Source organism: Olsenella sp. oral taxon 807 (assembly GCF_001189515.2).
Classification (GTDB): domain Bacteria; phylum Actinomycetota; class Coriobacteriia; order Coriobacteriales; family Atopobiaceae; genus Olsenella_F.
Genome location: NZ_CP012069.2, coordinates 745,972 through 760,153, shown reverse-complemented (window position 1 = coordinate 760,153; position 14,182 = coordinate 745,972). Strand labels below are relative to the sequence as shown.

Sequence of the window (14,182 nt, the reverse complement as noted above, 5' to 3'; positions counted from 1 at the left end):
CACGGGATCCGCTAGGCCCCATGCGTCGCCTTCGCCATTTCTCGCACGTAGTCCTCGACATAGGGCACGGCATCTTCTCCATGCTGCGCCAAGAGCCTGACGATGGCCGAGCCCACGATGGCGCCGTCGGACTCGTCAGCCAAGGTGGCGGCCTGCTCGGGCGTAGAGATACCAAAGCCCACGGCTGTCGGGATGGTGGGGTTCGCCTCGCGAACGAGCCTTACCATCGCGGGGATGTCGGTGACGATCTTGGAGCGTACGCCCGTGACGCCCAGCGAACTCACGACGTACACGAAGCCCTGGGCGTCGGAGGCAATCTCCTTGATGCGATCGTGTGAGGTCGGAGCGACCAGGGACACCAGCTCGAGACCCTCCGCCCCAAGCGGACCCATAAATTCCTGCTTCTCCTCGTGGGGAACGTCGGGCAGCACGACACCGTTGACGCCAGCCTCTGCGGCGCGCTTGGCAAAGCGCTCGAGCCCATAGGAGAAGAGCATATTGGCATAGGTCATGAAGACCAAAGGGACCCCGAGGCCCCCCGAGCGAAGTCGCGCCACCATATCGATGACCTCGTCGGTGGTGACATGGTTTTTGAGGGCACGAACGTTGGCCTCCCGGATCGTCGGCCCCTCGGCCGTGGGATCCGAGAACGGTATGCCCAGCTCAATGAGGTCCGCCCCGGCCCTCTCCATGGCCCTCACGACCTGTTCGGTAAGACCAATGGATGGATCCCCACAGGTGACGAACGGGATGAAGGCCTTCTTTCGACTACCGTCGGCGGCGGTGAAGGCTGATGCCACCCCACCCATGCGAACGCCCTCCTCTCGTCTTGCCGCCACGTCCCTACTCATGAAGGTCCTCCCCCCTGTAGCGGGCGATGGCCGCCACGTCCTTGTCGCCACGGCCCGAGAGCGTGACGATGATGATCTGGTCCGCACGCATGGTGGGTGCGAGACTCATGGCATAGGCAAGCGCGTGTGCGCTCTCGATGGCAGGGATGATGCCCTCCGTGCGCGAGAGGTACTCGAAGGCACCGACGGCCTCATCGTCCGTTACGGCCACGTAGCGGGCGCGACCCGAGTCACGCAGCATCGCATGCTCGGGGCCGACACCCGGGTAGTCAAGACCCGCACTGATGGAGTACACAGGTGCGATCTGGCCATACTCGTCCTGGCAGAAGTAGCTCTTCATCCCGTGGAAGATGCCGAGCGAGCCCGTAGCCATGGTCGCGGCGGTCTTCGTGGTGTCCACGCCCCGCCCGGCGGCCTCGCAGCCGATGAGCTCGACTCCCTCGTCCCCTATGAAGTGGTAGAAGCTGCCTATGGCGTTTGACCCTCCACCCACGCAGGCCAGGACCGCGTCGGGGAGCCTCCCCTCGGCGTCGAGGCACTGTTGGCGCGCCTCGCGCGAGATGACGGCCTGGAAGTCACGGACGATCGTGGGAAAGGGATGCGGCCCCATGACGGAGCCGAGGCAGTAGTGGGTGTCGTCCATACGGCTGGCCCACTCGCGGAAGGTCTCGGACACCGCGTCCTTGAGGGTACCGGTGCCTGATGAGACGCCTCGGACCTCGGCGCCCAGAAGGCGCATGCGATAGACGTTGAGTGCCTGACGCTCCATGTCCCTCACGCCCATGTAGATCACGCACTCCATGCCCATGAGGGCCGCTGCGGTCGCGGTCGCCACGCCGTGCTGCCCTGCCCCGGTCTCGGCGATGAGACGTCCCTTGCCCATCCTCTTGGCGAGGAGCGCCTGACCAAGCACGTTGTTGATCTTATGCGCACCCGTGTGGTTGAGGTCCTCGCGCTTGAGGTAGATCTTAGCGCCTCCCAGGTCCTCGGTCATGTTGTGCGCGAGATAGAGCAAAGACGGCCTGCCCGCGTAGTTGTCGAGCAGACCCGTAAGCTCTGCGGTAAAGGTCGGGTCAGCGTGGTAGCGGCCATACGCCTCCTCAAGCTCGATGACCGCACCCATTAGCGTCTCGGGGATGTACTGACCCCCGTGGATGCCAAAGCGTCCTCTCGAATGCGTTGAGTTACTCATCGCAAAGCTCCTCTCGCCGCCTGGGTCGCGGCCTTGATCTTCTGTGGGTCCTTACGTCCATCCGTCTCGATGCCCGAGCTCATGTCGACCCCCCAGGGCGAGAGGGCCCCGACCGCTCCCGCCACGTTGTCCGCTGTGAGACCGCCCGCAAGCATGAAGGGACGCCTGATACCCCCGATGAGCGACCAGTCGAAGGACCTCCCCGTCCCCCAGCCGTTGTCGAGCAGCACGAGGTCTGCAAAAGATGCGTTCGCACGCATGACGTCAGCGTTCGTGCGAACGCGAAATGCCTGGATGATGGGAGCGTCTGTCAGGGTGCGCAGGCGGGTGATGTAGCTGTTTCGCTCCGATCCGTGCAACTGCACCACATCCACAAGATCATGGGCGACCTGAGCCACGAATGTAGCCGGCTGGTCCACGAAGACGCCAACCGCAAGGATCGTCTCGTCAAGCTCACCCACCAGCCGTCCGAGCGACTCGGGAGAGACACTGCGGGGCGAACGAGGGAAGTTGATGACAAAGCCGCAAAGGTCGGGTCCCGCATCGTTGACCGCCGCGATGTCCTCGTCTCGAGACATGCCACAGAGCTTGACACGCAGGGCGCCTTCCGACGGCGCGAGCAGCTCATGGGCACGTACGCCGGTCGCTTCCCTGTCCCTCATGAGAGGCCTCCTCTCAGCTCGTCGAGTGCCGCGCGCCTGTCTGTCCGACGCATGAGCGCCTCTCCGACGAGCACGGCATCCACACCGGCCTCAGCGAGGCGCCTCAGGTCACGGGCGTCGCGTATCCCTGATTCCGAGACAAAGACCCGATCAGGCCCGACCATGGACTTAAGCTCGATGCTGCGGCCAAAGTCAACCTCGAAGCTGTGCAGATCGCGGTTGTTCACGCCGACCACCCTCGCTCCCGCCTCGAGCGCACGCGACAGCTCCTCGGGCTCGTAGGCCTCCACCAGCGCCGTGAGGCCAAGCCTCTCGCAGAGCCCTATGTATGCCTTGAGCTGGGCGTCGCCTAAAATCGCGCAGATGAGGAGCACCGCGTCGGCACCAATGGCCTTTGCCTGGTAGATCATGTACTCGTCCACCACGAAGTCCTTGCGAAGGACGGGGATCGAGACGGCCTGGGCAACCCTCTCGAGGTGCTTGTCTGCCCCCTGGAACCAGAAGGGCTCAGTGAGGCAGCTGATGGCATCGGCGCCCGCGTCCTCGTACTCTCGCGCGATACCCACCGGATCGAAGTCGGCGGCGATGAGCCCCCTTGAGGGGCTTGCCCTCTTGCATTCGCAGATGAGGCTCAGACCAGGCGCGCGAAGCGCCCTCTCGAACGGGAAGGAAAAGCTGGGGGCGAGATGTGCCGCTCGCTCCTTGGCGGCCCGCTCCTCAGCGGCGGCAGCCACCGTTGCCAGCGGGTGGACCACCTTCTCGGCAGCGACGCGCTCGCAGGTCCTCGCCGCAATTCTCTTGAGGATGCTCTCCTCTCCGTTCGTCATGTGCGCTCCCATGGCAGCCCTGCCCCTCACGCGTTGCTCTGCCTGATAAAGGCATCGAGCGTCCGTATCGCGTTTCCGCTTGCGATCTGCTCCCGTGCGACCTCGATGCCCTCTGCCACGGAGTCGGCTACGCCGCAGACGTGAAGCGCCGCTCCGGCGTTGAGGAGCGCCACGTCGCGCTTGGGCCCATCGAGCTTGCCTGTAAGGATGTCACGCACAACCTGGGCATTCTTAGCAGGCGTCCCGCCCAGGAGATCCTCCTTCTTGCAGCGTTTGAGGCCAAAGTCCTCAGGCTGCAGGGTGAAGCTGCGGTAATAGCCCTCCTTGAGCTCGCAGACGGCGGTGGGCGCTGACAGGGAGATCTCGTCCATGCGGTCCGTGCCATAGACGACGTAGGCGCGTCTCACCCCGAGCTTCGCGAGGACCTTAGCCACTGGCTCAACGAGATACTCGTCGTAGACACCGAGCAGGAAGTATGTGGGGCGTGCGGGGTTCGTGAGCGGGCCTAAGATGTTGAAGACGGTACGAAAGCCCAGCTCCCTGCGGATGGGGCCGACGTAGCCCATGGCCGCGTGGTAGCTCTGGGCAAAGAGGAACGCGATACCGCAACCCCCAAGCTCCGCCAGGACCCTCTCGGGGTCTTGGCAAAGGTTCACACCGAGCGCCTCGAGGCAGTCTGCGGTGCCACACTGCGAGCTGGCGGCCCTGTTGCCATGCTTGGTGACCTTCGCGCCTGCCGCCGCGCACAACAGCGCCGCAGTCGTCGAGATGTTGAAGGTACCGGAGCGATCCCCTCCCGTCCCCACGATCTCGAGCGTCTCGATGCCGGGGTGCGGCACGGGCGTGGCAAGCTCGCGCATCGCGGCGGCACAACCGGATATCTCGTCTATGGTCTCGGCCTTGGTGGACTTCGTCGAGAGGGCAGCAAGAAACGCCGCGTTCTGGGTGGGCGAGGTCTTCCCGCCCATGATCTCTCGCATCGTGGTATAGGCCTCATCGTAGCTGAGGTCCCCGTGCTGAACTATCTTGTCTATGGCTTCCTTGATCATGGTCGATTCCTCCTGTTGATGGGTCGTGTCATCGCCCGACCCCCACGTGACGGGCGTGAGGCGGGCTTGTGGGGCGGGGACGAGCCCGTGGGAGTAAGGCCGGGCGTCCCCGCGTGATGCCGAAAACGCAGCGCCCTCACTCGATGAGGCTCATGAAGTTGCGCACGATCTTCTCCCCCGACGGCGTGAGAATGGACTCGGGGTGAAATTGCAGGCCAAAGGTAGGATGGCTCAGGTGCTCCACAGCCATAACCTCGCCCGTCTCGGTCGAGGCGCTCACGCGCAGGCAGGCGGGCAGGCTCTTTGGGTCGACCTCGAGCGAATGGTAGCGTCCGACCCGTGCGGTCGGTCCGATGCCACCAAAGAGCCGTGAGCCCTCGTCGAGCGCAGCGAGCGACGACTTACCGTGCGTGATCTGCTCGGCGTGGACAATGGTGGCACCAAGGGCCTCGCAGATGGCCTGGTGTCCAAGGCACACCCCAAGGATGGGAACTACGCCCGAGAGGGCGAGCACAGCCGCCTCACAGACGCCCGCCTCATCGGGGCGTCCCGGACCGGGAGAGAGGACGAGCGCATCCGGCTCGAGGCCCTTGAGCTCGGCTACGCCCATCGCGTCGTTGCGGATGACCCTGACGTCAGGACGAGCGCTTCCCAAGAGTTGGTAGAGGTTATAGGTGAAGCTATCGTAGTTGTCGATGAGGATGATCATCAGTCGATGCCTCCTTGCGCCTTACAAAGCGCGTCCAGGACAGCCCGGGCCTTGTTCTGGCACTCCTGGAACTCGCGCCCGGGCACGCTGTCGGACACGATGCCGGCTCCTGACTGGACGCAGACCCGGCCGTCCTTCTTGTATGCGAGCCGTATGCCGATGCAGGTATCGAGATTGCCCGAGAGGTCCATGTAGCCGATGGCGCCACCGTAGATGCCACGCTTCGCGCCCTCGAGCTCCTGGATGATCTGGCAGGCGCGGAGCTTGGGAGCGCCCGAGAGCGTACCTGCCGGAAGGACCGCGTCGATCACGTCCACGGCGTCGTAACCGTCGGCGATGGTAGCCGAGACGGACGATGCGATGTGCATGACGTGGCTAAAGCGCAGGACCTCAAGGTAGTTTTCGACTCTCACGCTACCGAGCCTGGCGAGCCGACCAAGGTCGTTGCGGCCGAGGTCGACGAGCATGTTATGCTCGGCGAGCTCCTTCTCGTCCAAGAGGAGCTCTCGGGCGAGAGCCTCGTCCTCATCCTTGGTGGCGCCGCGCGGGCGGGTACCCGCGAGCGGATAGGTGTAAAGTGTGCCATCCTCGAGCCTGGCTAAGGTCTCGGGACTCGCGCCTGCGATCTCCACGTCATCCGAGCTGAGATAGAACATGTAGGGAGAGGGGTTCTCGGAGCGCAGAAGCCGGTAGCAGTCGAGGAGGCTCCCCTCTGCCGGGGCAGAGATAGGGTTCGAGAGCACTACCTGGAAGATGTCGCCCTCGTAGATGTGGCCCTTCGCGACCTCGACCATGCGCTTCCACTGCGCCTCGCTAAGCTGCGGTGTAAGCTCACCTTTAAGGCGCAGCGGCTCGAAGTCCCCGCGCCTGCCCGTGCGAATGAGGCGCTCCATGGCATCGAGACGTGCGCCCGCGCGGGCAAAGGACGCGTCGACGTCGTCCGTGCGGACGCCCGTCATGAGTATGACGCGCTGGCGATAGCTGTCAAAGGCAATGACATCGTCAAAGAGCATGAGGTCCATGTCGAGGAAGTCCTCCTGCCCCAGGCCCTTGCGTCGCAGCGTGGGCTCAGAGTACTTGAGGTAGTCATAGGAGAAATAGCCCACAAGACCGCCCGTGAACGTAGGGAAGCCCTCGAGTCGCGGCGTGCGGTTCTCATCGATGAGCCGACGGAGATAGTCTCCGGGATGATCCACCTGGTGGACCTCAACTGCGGGATCGGCCCCGGCAAGCTCGACGCCACGACGAACCCTCAGCGTGCCGTCAAGGCAGCTCAGCTCCATGCTGGGCGCAAAGCCCAGAAAGGAGTATCGGCCCGCGTGCTGACCAGGCTCCGCGCTCTCGAGCAAAAACACATGGGCGCTCGTCGCGCGCAACGCCCTCAATACCCCTATTGTGGTGAAGTCATCTGCCAGTAGCTCCCGCTTCACGGGAACGCGTCGGTAGTCACCAGACGCAGCGATGCGCCGGACTTCCTCCAAGGACGGATACATTCCTCGACCTCCCCTGTGCGGGGACAAAAAAGCCCATCCCCGACAATCCACTGTAACCGGACGTCAAGGACGGACCCATGAGGTGCAACAGTCCGCGGTGCCACCTTGATTCGCGAGCAGAGCTGCCCGCGCACTTTTGGGATGCCATCACATCCCCGGCAGCTAACGCGTGCCTTACGTCGCAGCCTAGTAAGACCTCACAGGTCCGTTCGGTGCGCCCTCAGCGGTCCACTCAACGCCTCGCATCTCGTCCCGAATCTCAGCACCTCGGAATCTCTGTACGCGCGTGCTGCGTCTACCTTCCGCCTCACAGGTTTGGCCTCGCTCTTCGATTGAAGATAGACTATAGCCGCTAAGGCCTGACAAGACCAGCTGATTTTCGCGTCATGAATAATCCACGCCATCTCGACGGCAAAGCCCCGCCCGTCTGGAGATCATGGGACGGATGTCGTTCGAATGAGATCCTCGGCGACTCCGATCGACAACAAGGCCTCGTCCGGACCTCCATGCAGGCCCATGCCACCAAGGGAGATTTGCGAGACGTGGCCCACAGAACGGGCTCATATCGCTGACCGACATAGCTATGTGACGTGTTGTCCAGCTGGCACGTACCTCCGCGCCCGGCCATTGCCCACCGGCGCGATAACACCTTCGTCGACGAGCTTCCTATTTGCGCCAACATATCCCATGTGGCGCGTTTTGGCGCAATTTGGCGCGATTGGGCGCGATTTGGCGCGGATGGAGCCTGAGAATCGAAGCACTGTGCCTGCCATGCTTACACGAGTCGGAAGACCGCCTGCGCGAGAAGGCGCGTGACAAAGAGCAGCTGCGAGTGGCAAAGCCCCGCCCGTCTGAAGATCATGGGACGGATGCCGTTCGAGTCTCATCACCCGATCCTCCCCACTCGAACGATCCTATAAATGAGCTCGTTACCCTAGCATTCGAGGCTAAGACCGATGAGTGGTTTGGCTGTTCGGAGGTAGGCACAGATAAGGTGAGCGGCGGTATGGGGCTCGCCTTTGCCGCCCGTCTGGCGAAGGTCACAGAGGGCCACGTATGGACTGTTATCAGAAAGTCTGCCATCCATGTGTCCTCTAACGGGACCGAGACCATGGACGGCCTATACTACCCGGGCACCCTGATAGTCATGCGCATACCAGAGACAGAGAGGGAAATTTTTGGCTCTTCGGGGGTTAGTGTGGGTTGACGCCTCGGCGAATCGCGTCGCAACAGTGTACACAAGTGCCCCAAACCGGCTCCGAGGGCCCATTTTCGCCGATCTGTGTACACTCCTGCGTCCCCACGTCTGTTCGCAACGGCGCAACAGCGTACACAAGCGCCTCACTCCGCAACCGGCGACTCACGTAAAGACGCGCTCTGGGGGTGTCGCCCTCACGGAAAGGCGCATTCTGCGCACGGACCCTCACGGAAAGGCGCATTCTGGGCGGGCGATGTCACGGAAAAGCGCACTTTGCGTGTGGGCCTCACCAAGGGACGCGCTCTGCATGCGAGCGGTCGCACGAAGTGCGCCTTTCCGTGAGGTGGCGGGTGCAGACTGCGCTTTTACGTGAGGCCATCTGCGCAGAATGCGCCTTTGCGTGAGGTGGCTCCACGTTTGCCCAGGTGAGGAAAAGCGCACTCTACGGAAAAGTGCATTCTGCGCGCGGACCCTCACGGAAAAGCGCATTCTGTGTGCGGCCCCTCACGGAAAAGCGCACTTTGCGTGTGGGCCTCACCAAGGGACGCGCTCTGCATGCGAGCGAACTCACGAAGCCTCATTTTTGATTCCGATATGCATGATGGAGGCGAGAGCAAACCAGCCCGATGGGATCCCACAAATGGTCGATATGTCGAATCCAACCCACTGTGGTAAGTTATTAGGAATGACGATGGTTGCGACTGGGGTACGTAATACGTTAGGTATGACAGAAGAGAGATAGGAGGGTCAGATGGTCATCTCAATGGCAGATTTTGGTCAGGCATTGATTACGCGCGTAGCGGGCAGGGTGGCCTATGACCAGATCTTTCCAAAGGTCATCTCCGCAGCAGAGGTCGTCACGTTTGATTTCTCGGGCGTGGACAGTATCACGAATTCGTTTGCAGACGAGGTGTTTGGGCGCATGGCACTTACCATGGGCATGGATGCGATGCGGGCACGCACAACGTTCAAGAACATCTCGCCGATGTGGGCTCGTGTCATACGTGGCGCAATAGATGCCCGTCTCGCCCAGAATACCGCCATGGCTCGTTAGGTGGCCCACCCACACCAACGGACAAGCAGCCATACACCTATGCATGACAGTGAGCGCACTGAGAGGTACCTGATTAGGTACGACAGAAATGTGGGCACGAGCGATCTCCATCAAGCCAATGCGACACTGTACACTGCAAAGGGCAGCTGCGAGTGGCAAAGCCCCGCCCGCCTGGAGATCATGGGACGGATGTCGCTCGAGTCTCATCGCCCGATCCTCCCCACTCGAACGATCCTATAATCTACCATAGCGCTATCATTTACCCATCCTACGTGATGGACCCCAACGACGTGAGCGGGAGGCGGCATGGACATCAGACGACGGCTCGAGCGCGGGCTCGCGCGATGGCAGGGCAAGAGGCGCGGGGCCGCCGTACTCGTGTCGCTCGTCGATGCCAGTGGGAAAGACGGTAGCTATGACGTGCTCTTCGAGAGACGGGCGCGCTCGCTTACCACCCAACCCGGGGAGGTCTGCCTGCCGGGAGGCTCCATCGAGGCTGGGGAGCAGCCACAGGAGGCTGCCCTGCGCGAGGCAGCCGAGGAGCTTCTTGTCGCTCCCTCGCAGATACAGCTTCTCTCAGGCCTCGGTGGCATCGAGGGGCCCGGTGGCTCGACGCTCCATGCCTTCGTGGGCACGATAGCAAACTATGGGGGTAGCTTCAGCCCCGACGAGGTCGAGCACACGTTCAGGATCCCGCTCGCATGGTTCCTCTCGCACGAGCCACGTCGCTACGAGGTCTCCCTGCTTCGCGAGTTTCCCGACGACTTCCCCTGGGAGCTGGTCCCGCAAGGGCGCGACTACGCCTGGCGCAACAAGGTGGACCACATCCCCTTCTATGACACCGACCCACCCGTCTGGGGCGCCACGGCGCGGGTCATCGACCGTTTCGTCCAGCTCATGAGACTGGGAGGTGAGGCGGCAGGCCCCTCACCGAGAGGAAACGGTAACCCTCACGCCCACACGGCGAGTCGGAGCTGATCTGCGAGTCAGGGCTGGTCCTCAGGCAGACCGAGGCTGCGCTTGGATCTGGTCTTGGACTTGGTCCGGATGGCGTCGAGCAACACCTCGCGCTCGTTGGGAAGCCGCCCGTCGACCACCTGGGCGAGGAGGTCGGCCAGCACGGCACCGACCAGAGGGCCTGGCGCCGCTCCCAACTCGCGCATGACGTCTGCACCACCCACGGCAAGATCACTAACCCGGCAGCAGACACCACGTGCGACCCTGCGCCGCAGCAGCTCGCTCATTCGGTCGAGCTCGATGGCATACGAGGCAGCGGTGACGGTCTTTGACACCGCGTCAGCGCGCTTAAGGTCGATGAGCGAGAAGGCAAGCTCCCGCGCATGTCCCGGGCACGCGCGCTCAAGCGCAAGGAGCATCCGCGAGACGGAGCGCTCCGTCGGGCTCAGGGGATGGTCGTGCAGGCGGATGAGCGCCACCACGGATGCCACGAGCTCTTTTGGCAGCGCCAGCCTCCTGAGCACGCCTTGCGTGACGTCCGCCCCGCGTCTGGGATGGCCAAAGAAGTGACCGCGCCCACTCTCGTCCCTCGTGAAGGTCTGGGGCTTGGCGATGTCATGCATCATCGCCGCCCAGCGCAGCTCGGCAGAGGCGAGGCCACCCGTGAACTCCTCGACGGCCCTGCAGACGCGCGCCGTGTGCTCGAACACGTCGTAGGCGTGGTAGGGGCTGTGCTGCTCGAAGCCCACGCAAGCTCTAAGCTCGGGGATGGCCTCGCACATGACCTCGGTCTGGGCCATGAGCGCCCATGCGAGCCGCCCGCTCATGACGATGCCCGAGAGCTCCTGGCCAATGCGCTCGCTCGCGATGCTGCGAAGCCCTGAGGCGTGCGTGCGAAGCGCCTTTTGGGTCCTCCCCTCGATCGCAAAGCCAAGGCGCGCGGCGAAGCGCAGGGCCCTGAGCACCCTCAGCGCGTCCTCCCCAAAGCGCCCGCCTGGGTCGCCCACCGCCCGGATCACCCCCCGCACAAGGTCATCGCGGCCGCCAAAGGGGTCAAGCAGGCCGCGCGCGGGATGAAAGGCCATGGCATTGATGGTGAAGTCACGACGGGCGAGGTCCTCCCTCACGTCGCGAACGAAGCGCACCTCGTCGGGATGGCGATGGTCGCTGTAGGTACCCTCGATCCGATAGGTCGTAACCTCTATGGGCTTGCCTTCGATGGCGGCGGTCAGCGTCCCGTGGGCGGTGCCCGTCTCGTGCACCTCGATGTCGCAGGCGTGCAGGATGCGCTCTACCTCCTGCCAGCGCGCAGAGGTCGTGATGTCCACATCGTGGGCAGGGCAGCCGCGCAGGGCGTCTCTCACCCAGCCCCCGACGATCCAGGCCTCGGCGCCCGCGCGCTCGAGCGCCTCGAGCACGCGCAGCGCGTGGACGGGAACGAGGCTGGAAAGGTCACGGGAAAGATCATACGGCTGGGAGCTCATCGACATCCTTTGCAGAGAAAGGCGGGCACGTCGGGGCCGGGACGGCACCTAAAGCCAGTATAGCGGGATGCGGTGCACAGCAAGGCAAGATGCGCTGGGATCTGAGGACAGGACGTGACGCCTCGAGCGGCTGGACACCCACACCCACAACCGCACCATCGTGCTATGCTCGACAGGTTGGATAGTGAGCCTATAGCTGTGAAAGGACTTTCATGGACGATAAGAGAAGCATCACCGCCGAGGACCTCGCGACCTCGAGGGAGGCGTTTTCCTCTGAGCGGGCGAACGTCATCGCGAAGAACGCCGTGAGCTCGGTGGGCCTGCGCAAGGCCGCCCGCGTCCCCGAGGGCGTCGCGCAAAACACGCTGCAGTTTGACATCGAGGTCACGCAGGGGGAGCGCACCAACCAGGAACGCTCCGGCCGCTGCTGGATGTTCGCAAGCCTGAACACCATGCGCTTTCGCACGATCAAGCGCTATAAGCTCAAGACCTTCGAGCTCTCGCAGACCTACCCCCTCTTCTTCGACAAGCTCGAGAAGAGCAATTGGTTCTTCGAGAACATCCTTGACACCCTCGACGAGCCCCTCTCCGGTCGTCTGGTGGCGCACCTGCTTTCCGATCCCATTGGCGACGGCGGCCAGTGGGACATGTTCAAGAGCCTCGTCAAGAAGTATGGCGTCGTCCCCAAGGAGTCGATGCCCGAGACGGCCTGCTCCAAGAACACCCGCGAGATGGACTCCTACCTCACGCGCTACCTGCGTGCGGCGGCCAAGCGCCTGCGCGAGACGGCGGCTGCGGGCGCTGACGAGGACGACCTCCTCTCCATGAAAAAGGAGATGATGAGAGACGTCTATACGCTGCTCACCACCTGCCTGGGCGAGCCGCCAAAGAGCTTCGACGTGAGGCTTCGCGACAAGGACGACAAGGTCGCGCTCTCTGGCCACTTCACGCCCCGGGAGTTCTTCGACAAGGCCGTGGGCATGGAGCTCGACGACTACGTGTCGCTGATCAGCGCGCCCACGTCCGACAAGCCCTTTGGCAGGAGCTTCACGGTGAGTCGCCTCGGAAACGTCGTCGAGGACGGTGGCGTCCGCTACCTTAACCTCACGCCCGCACGGCTCAAGGAGCTTGCCGTGTCCCAGCTCAAGGACGGGCTTCCCGTGTGGTTTGGCTGCGACGTGGCCCAGAGCTACCTTCGAGACGAGGGCATCATGGACACGGCGGCGCTCGACGTGGACGGCCTCCTGGGCTTTCCCGTGGAGGGCGCGCTCGACAAGGCGGAGCGCCTGGACTTTGGCGAGTCGCTCATGACCCACGCCATGGTGCTGGAGGGCGTGCGCCTGGACGGCGCCGGGCGCCCCGCGCTCTGGAAGGTCGAGAACTCCTGGGGCAAGGACCACGGGCGGGACGGCTTCGACACGCTCAGCGACGCCTGGTTCGACGAGTACGTGTATCAGGTGGTCGTTGACAGGGCGTACCTCACGGACGAGGAGCGCGCGGCCTACGGGGCCGAGCCCGTCGTCCTCGAGCCCTGGGACCCGATGGGCTCGCTGGCGCGCTGACGCGAGCCAGCCCACGCCCTCCCCGGCCCCCTGCCCCTGGGCGGCCCTGCTCGAGCGGCGGCTCGCGCGGGGGCCGGGGAGCCCACCTGCGCGCCTCAGGCCGGCGGGGGCCCACCAAGCGAGACGTCGTCCAGCGAGACGACCTCGTCGAAGTGCCTCAGCTCGTCTCTCCTGTGCACGCTGCAGATGACCGTCGTCGCGGGGAGAAACTCGCGAACCAGTCCGTAGAAGCCCAGGCGGCTCTCGTCCTTCGTCGCGGCCGTCCAGATCCGCTGCGCTTCACTCTGGCTCCATATCTTGTGACGACACGGCCTGGCAGGGTCGGCACCCGCTCTATGGGCACGCCGTCACGGCAGGGCGTTGTCGCACGGGTTCTGCGGACCATGTGGGGATAGGTGTGCTGGATGCCCGAATGCTCCTCCCGGGCGACGTCGCCGTACTTCGTCACGATGCGCTCGACGTTGCGTTCTGACATCGCGTACATCACGCCGTGGACCACGGTGCAGGACAGCGACGTCGACGGGTCGCGCTCTTCCCCATGACAGGCGTCCAGGTAAACACGCAGGCGCCCGTCCGCCCTGTCGGACGGGCCGATGCACCGCTCCCTGCGCCCCTTGCCTCGAGCCGGCACGGGTGCCGGCGCCCCGCTCGGCACCACCAGGTCGCCCAGAGTGGCGCCAACGGGCTCGGCCGCCCTCATCGCCGTGTCGTGTTAACGGCGGGATGGGGATGGGACGGTCGCGGTTGCCGAGGCGCGTGCGCTTGGGGGCGTCAAGGAAAGCGGGCAGGTCGCCGGCCACTGTGACGGGACGCCGCCCCTTCGGCGCGGGCGGCGTCGGAACCTTGCGCGAGACCAGCCACGCCGATGTCAGCGACGGGTCGGCGTCAACGGCGTGGCGCAGATGGGCTCTCGCCATCGCGAGCCGCGAGTTCACGGTCCCGTTCGCGAGGCCATCCGCCCGCATGCGCTGAGACCAGTCGGGCAGGGGGGGTCGTACCTGCATATCGCGAACGTGAGCGGCGTCGGCTCGATCCCGAGCTCACCCGTGACGCAATCGTTAAGAGCGCCGAGCCCTCGCTCGCGGGACTTGCGGGTATGCTCGCTCCTTCTGGCCCGCCTGGCCAGGCAGACCGGGAGACGTGG

At 64.1% G+C, this 14,182-nt stretch carries 13 protein-coding genes; 4 read left to right on the top strand and 9 right to left on the bottom strand.

Going from position 1 to position 14,182, the window contains the following annotated elements; genetic code table 11:
- Positions 1-11: 11 nt before the first annotated feature.
- The 7 genes from trpA to ADJ70_RS03210 form a co-directional block, all read right to left on the bottom strand.
- Entirely contained in the window at positions 12-851 is an 840-nt protein-coding gene (gene trpA, locus ADJ70_RS03240) for a tryptophan synthase subunit alpha (protein WP_216597307.1), read from the bottom strand.
- A complete protein-coding gene (gene trpB, locus ADJ70_RS03235) occupies positions 844-2,043 on the bottom strand; it encodes a tryptophan synthase subunit beta (RefSeq protein ID WP_050343442.1) in 1,200 nt (399 codons plus the stop codon). The genes trpA and trpB overlap by 8 nt, the downstream gene beginning before the upstream one ends.
- Positions 2,040-2,705, bottom strand: a complete 666-nt coding sequence (locus ADJ70_RS03230; protein WP_050343440.1) for a phosphoribosylanthranilate isomerase — start codon at positions 2,703-2,705, stop codon at positions 2,040-2,042. The genes trpB and ADJ70_RS03230 overlap by 4 nt, the downstream gene beginning before the upstream one ends.
- On the bottom strand, positions 2,702-3,532 hold the full coding sequence (gene trpC, locus ADJ70_RS03225) for an indole-3-glycerol phosphate synthase TrpC (RefSeq protein ID WP_050344726.1): 831 nt from the start codon (positions 3,530-3,532) through the stop codon (positions 2,702-2,704). Before trpC ends, ADJ70_RS03230 begins: the two co-directional genes overlap by 4 nt.
- A gap of 26 nt (positions 3,533-3,558) precedes the next feature.
- Positions 3,559-4,581, bottom strand: coding sequence for an anthranilate phosphoribosyltransferase (gene trpD / locus ADJ70_RS03220; RefSeq protein ID WP_050343437.1), 1,023 nt, complete (start codon positions 4,579-4,581; stop codon positions 3,559-3,561).
- Between the two features lie 136 nt (positions 4,582-4,717).
- Positions 4,718-5,290: an aminodeoxychorismate/anthranilate synthase component II gene (locus tag ADJ70_RS03215; protein ID WP_050343435.1), complete on the bottom strand. Its 573-nt coding sequence runs from the start codon at positions 5,288-5,290 to the stop codon at positions 4,718-4,720.
- Positions 5,290-6,783: an anthranilate synthase component I family protein gene (locus ADJ70_RS03210; RefSeq protein ID WP_050343433.1), complete on the bottom strand. Its 1,494-nt coding sequence runs from the start codon at positions 6,781-6,783 to the stop codon at positions 5,290-5,292. Before ADJ70_RS03210 ends, ADJ70_RS03215 begins: the two co-directional genes overlap by 1 nt.
- Positions 6,784-7,615: 832 nt before the next feature.
- On the opposite strand from ADJ70_RS03210, the gene ADJ70_RS14475 reads away from it, so the two are divergent.
- From ADJ70_RS14475 to ADJ70_RS03190, 3 genes are all read left to right on the top strand, one after another.
- On the top strand, positions 7,616-7,990 hold the full coding sequence (locus ADJ70_RS14475) for a hypothetical protein (protein WP_157051381.1): 375 nt from the start codon (positions 7,616-7,618) through the stop codon (positions 7,988-7,990).
- Positions 7,991-8,732: 742 nt separating this feature from the next.
- Positions 8,733-9,035 (top strand): STAS-like domain-containing protein, encoded by a 303-nt coding sequence (locus ADJ70_RS03200; protein ID WP_050343429.1) that lies wholly within the window; start codon positions 8,733-8,735, stop codon positions 9,033-9,035.
- Positions 9,036-9,341: 306 nt separating this feature from the next.
- Positions 9,342-10,013 carry a CoA pyrophosphatase gene (locus tag ADJ70_RS03190; RefSeq protein WP_050343425.1) on the top strand — a complete coding sequence of 224 codons (672 nt, stop codon included), beginning with the start codon at positions 9,342-9,344 and terminating at the stop codon, positions 10,011-10,013.
- Positions 10,014-10,021: 8 nt separating this feature from the next.
- On the opposite strand, the gene ADJ70_RS03185 is transcribed toward ADJ70_RS03190, so the two are convergent.
- Positions 10,022-11,476: a CCA tRNA nucleotidyltransferase gene (locus ADJ70_RS03185; protein WP_050343423.1), complete on the bottom strand. Its 1,455-nt coding sequence runs from the start codon at positions 11,474-11,476 to the stop codon at positions 10,022-10,024.
- Positions 11,477-11,688: 212 nt separating this feature from the next.
- Here ADJ70_RS03185 and ADJ70_RS03180 point away from each other — a divergent pair, with 212 nt between their 5' ends.
- Positions 11,689-13,038 carry an aminopeptidase C gene (locus tag ADJ70_RS03180; RefSeq protein WP_050343422.1) on the top strand — a complete coding sequence of 450 codons (1,350 nt, stop codon included), beginning with the start codon at positions 11,689-11,691 and terminating at the stop codon, positions 13,036-13,038.
- A 157-nt stretch (positions 13,039-13,195) separates the two neighbouring features.
- Here the strand turns inward: ADJ70_RS03180 and ADJ70_RS15615 are convergent, their stop codons facing one another.
- Positions 13,196-13,738, bottom strand: a complete 543-nt coding sequence (locus ADJ70_RS15615) for a tyrosine-type recombinase/integrase (protein ID WP_083443774.1) — start codon at positions 13,736-13,738, stop codon at positions 13,196-13,198.
- Positions 13,739-14,182: the final 444 nt, after the last annotated feature.

Excerpts from the sequence above, each read along its gene's own strand:
- trpA (WP_216597307.1), bottom strand. The coding sequence starts at position 851 with ATGAGTAGGGACGTGGCGGCAAGACGAGAGGAGGGCGTTCGCATGGGT.
- trpB (WP_050343442.1), bottom strand. The coding sequence starts at position 2,043 with ATGAGTAACTCAACGCATTCGAGAGGACGCTTTGGCATCCACGGGGGT.
- ADJ70_RS03230 (WP_050343440.1), bottom strand. The coding sequence starts at position 2,705 with ATGAGGGACAGGGAAGCGACCGGCGTACGTGCCCATGAGCTGCTCGCG.
- trpC (WP_050344726.1), bottom strand. The coding sequence starts at position 3,532 with ATGACGAACGGAGAGGAGAGCATCCTCAAGAGAATTGCGGCGAGGACC.
- trpD (WP_050343437.1), bottom strand. The coding sequence starts at position 4,581 with ATGATCAAGGAAGCCATAGACAAGATAGTTCAGCACGGGGACCTCAGC.
- ADJ70_RS03215 (WP_050343435.1), bottom strand. The coding sequence starts at position 5,290 with ATGATCATCCTCATCGACAACTACGATAGCTTCACCTATAACCTCTAC.
- ADJ70_RS03210 (WP_050343433.1), bottom strand. The coding sequence starts at position 6,783 with ATGTATCCGTCCTTGGAGGAAGTCCGGCGCATCGCTGCGTCTGGTGAC.
- ADJ70_RS03200 (WP_050343429.1), top strand. The coding sequence starts at position 8,733 with ATGGTCATCTCAATGGCAGATTTTGGTCAGGCATTGATTACGCGCGTA.
- ADJ70_RS03190 (WP_050343425.1), top strand. The coding sequence starts at position 9,342 with ATGGACATCAGACGACGGCTCGAGCGCGGGCTCGCGCGATGGCAGGGC.
- ADJ70_RS03185 (WP_050343423.1), bottom strand. The coding sequence starts at position 11,476 with ATGAGCTCCCAGCCGTATGATCTTTCCCGTGACCTTTCCAGCCTCGTT.
- ADJ70_RS03180 (WP_050343422.1), top strand. The coding sequence starts at position 11,689 with ATGGACGATAAGAGAAGCATCACCGCCGAGGACCTCGCGACCTCGAGG.
- ADJ70_RS15615 (WP_083443774.1), bottom strand. The coding sequence starts at position 13,738 with ATGAGGGCGGCCGAGCCCGTTGGCGCCACTCTGGGCGACCTGGTGGTG.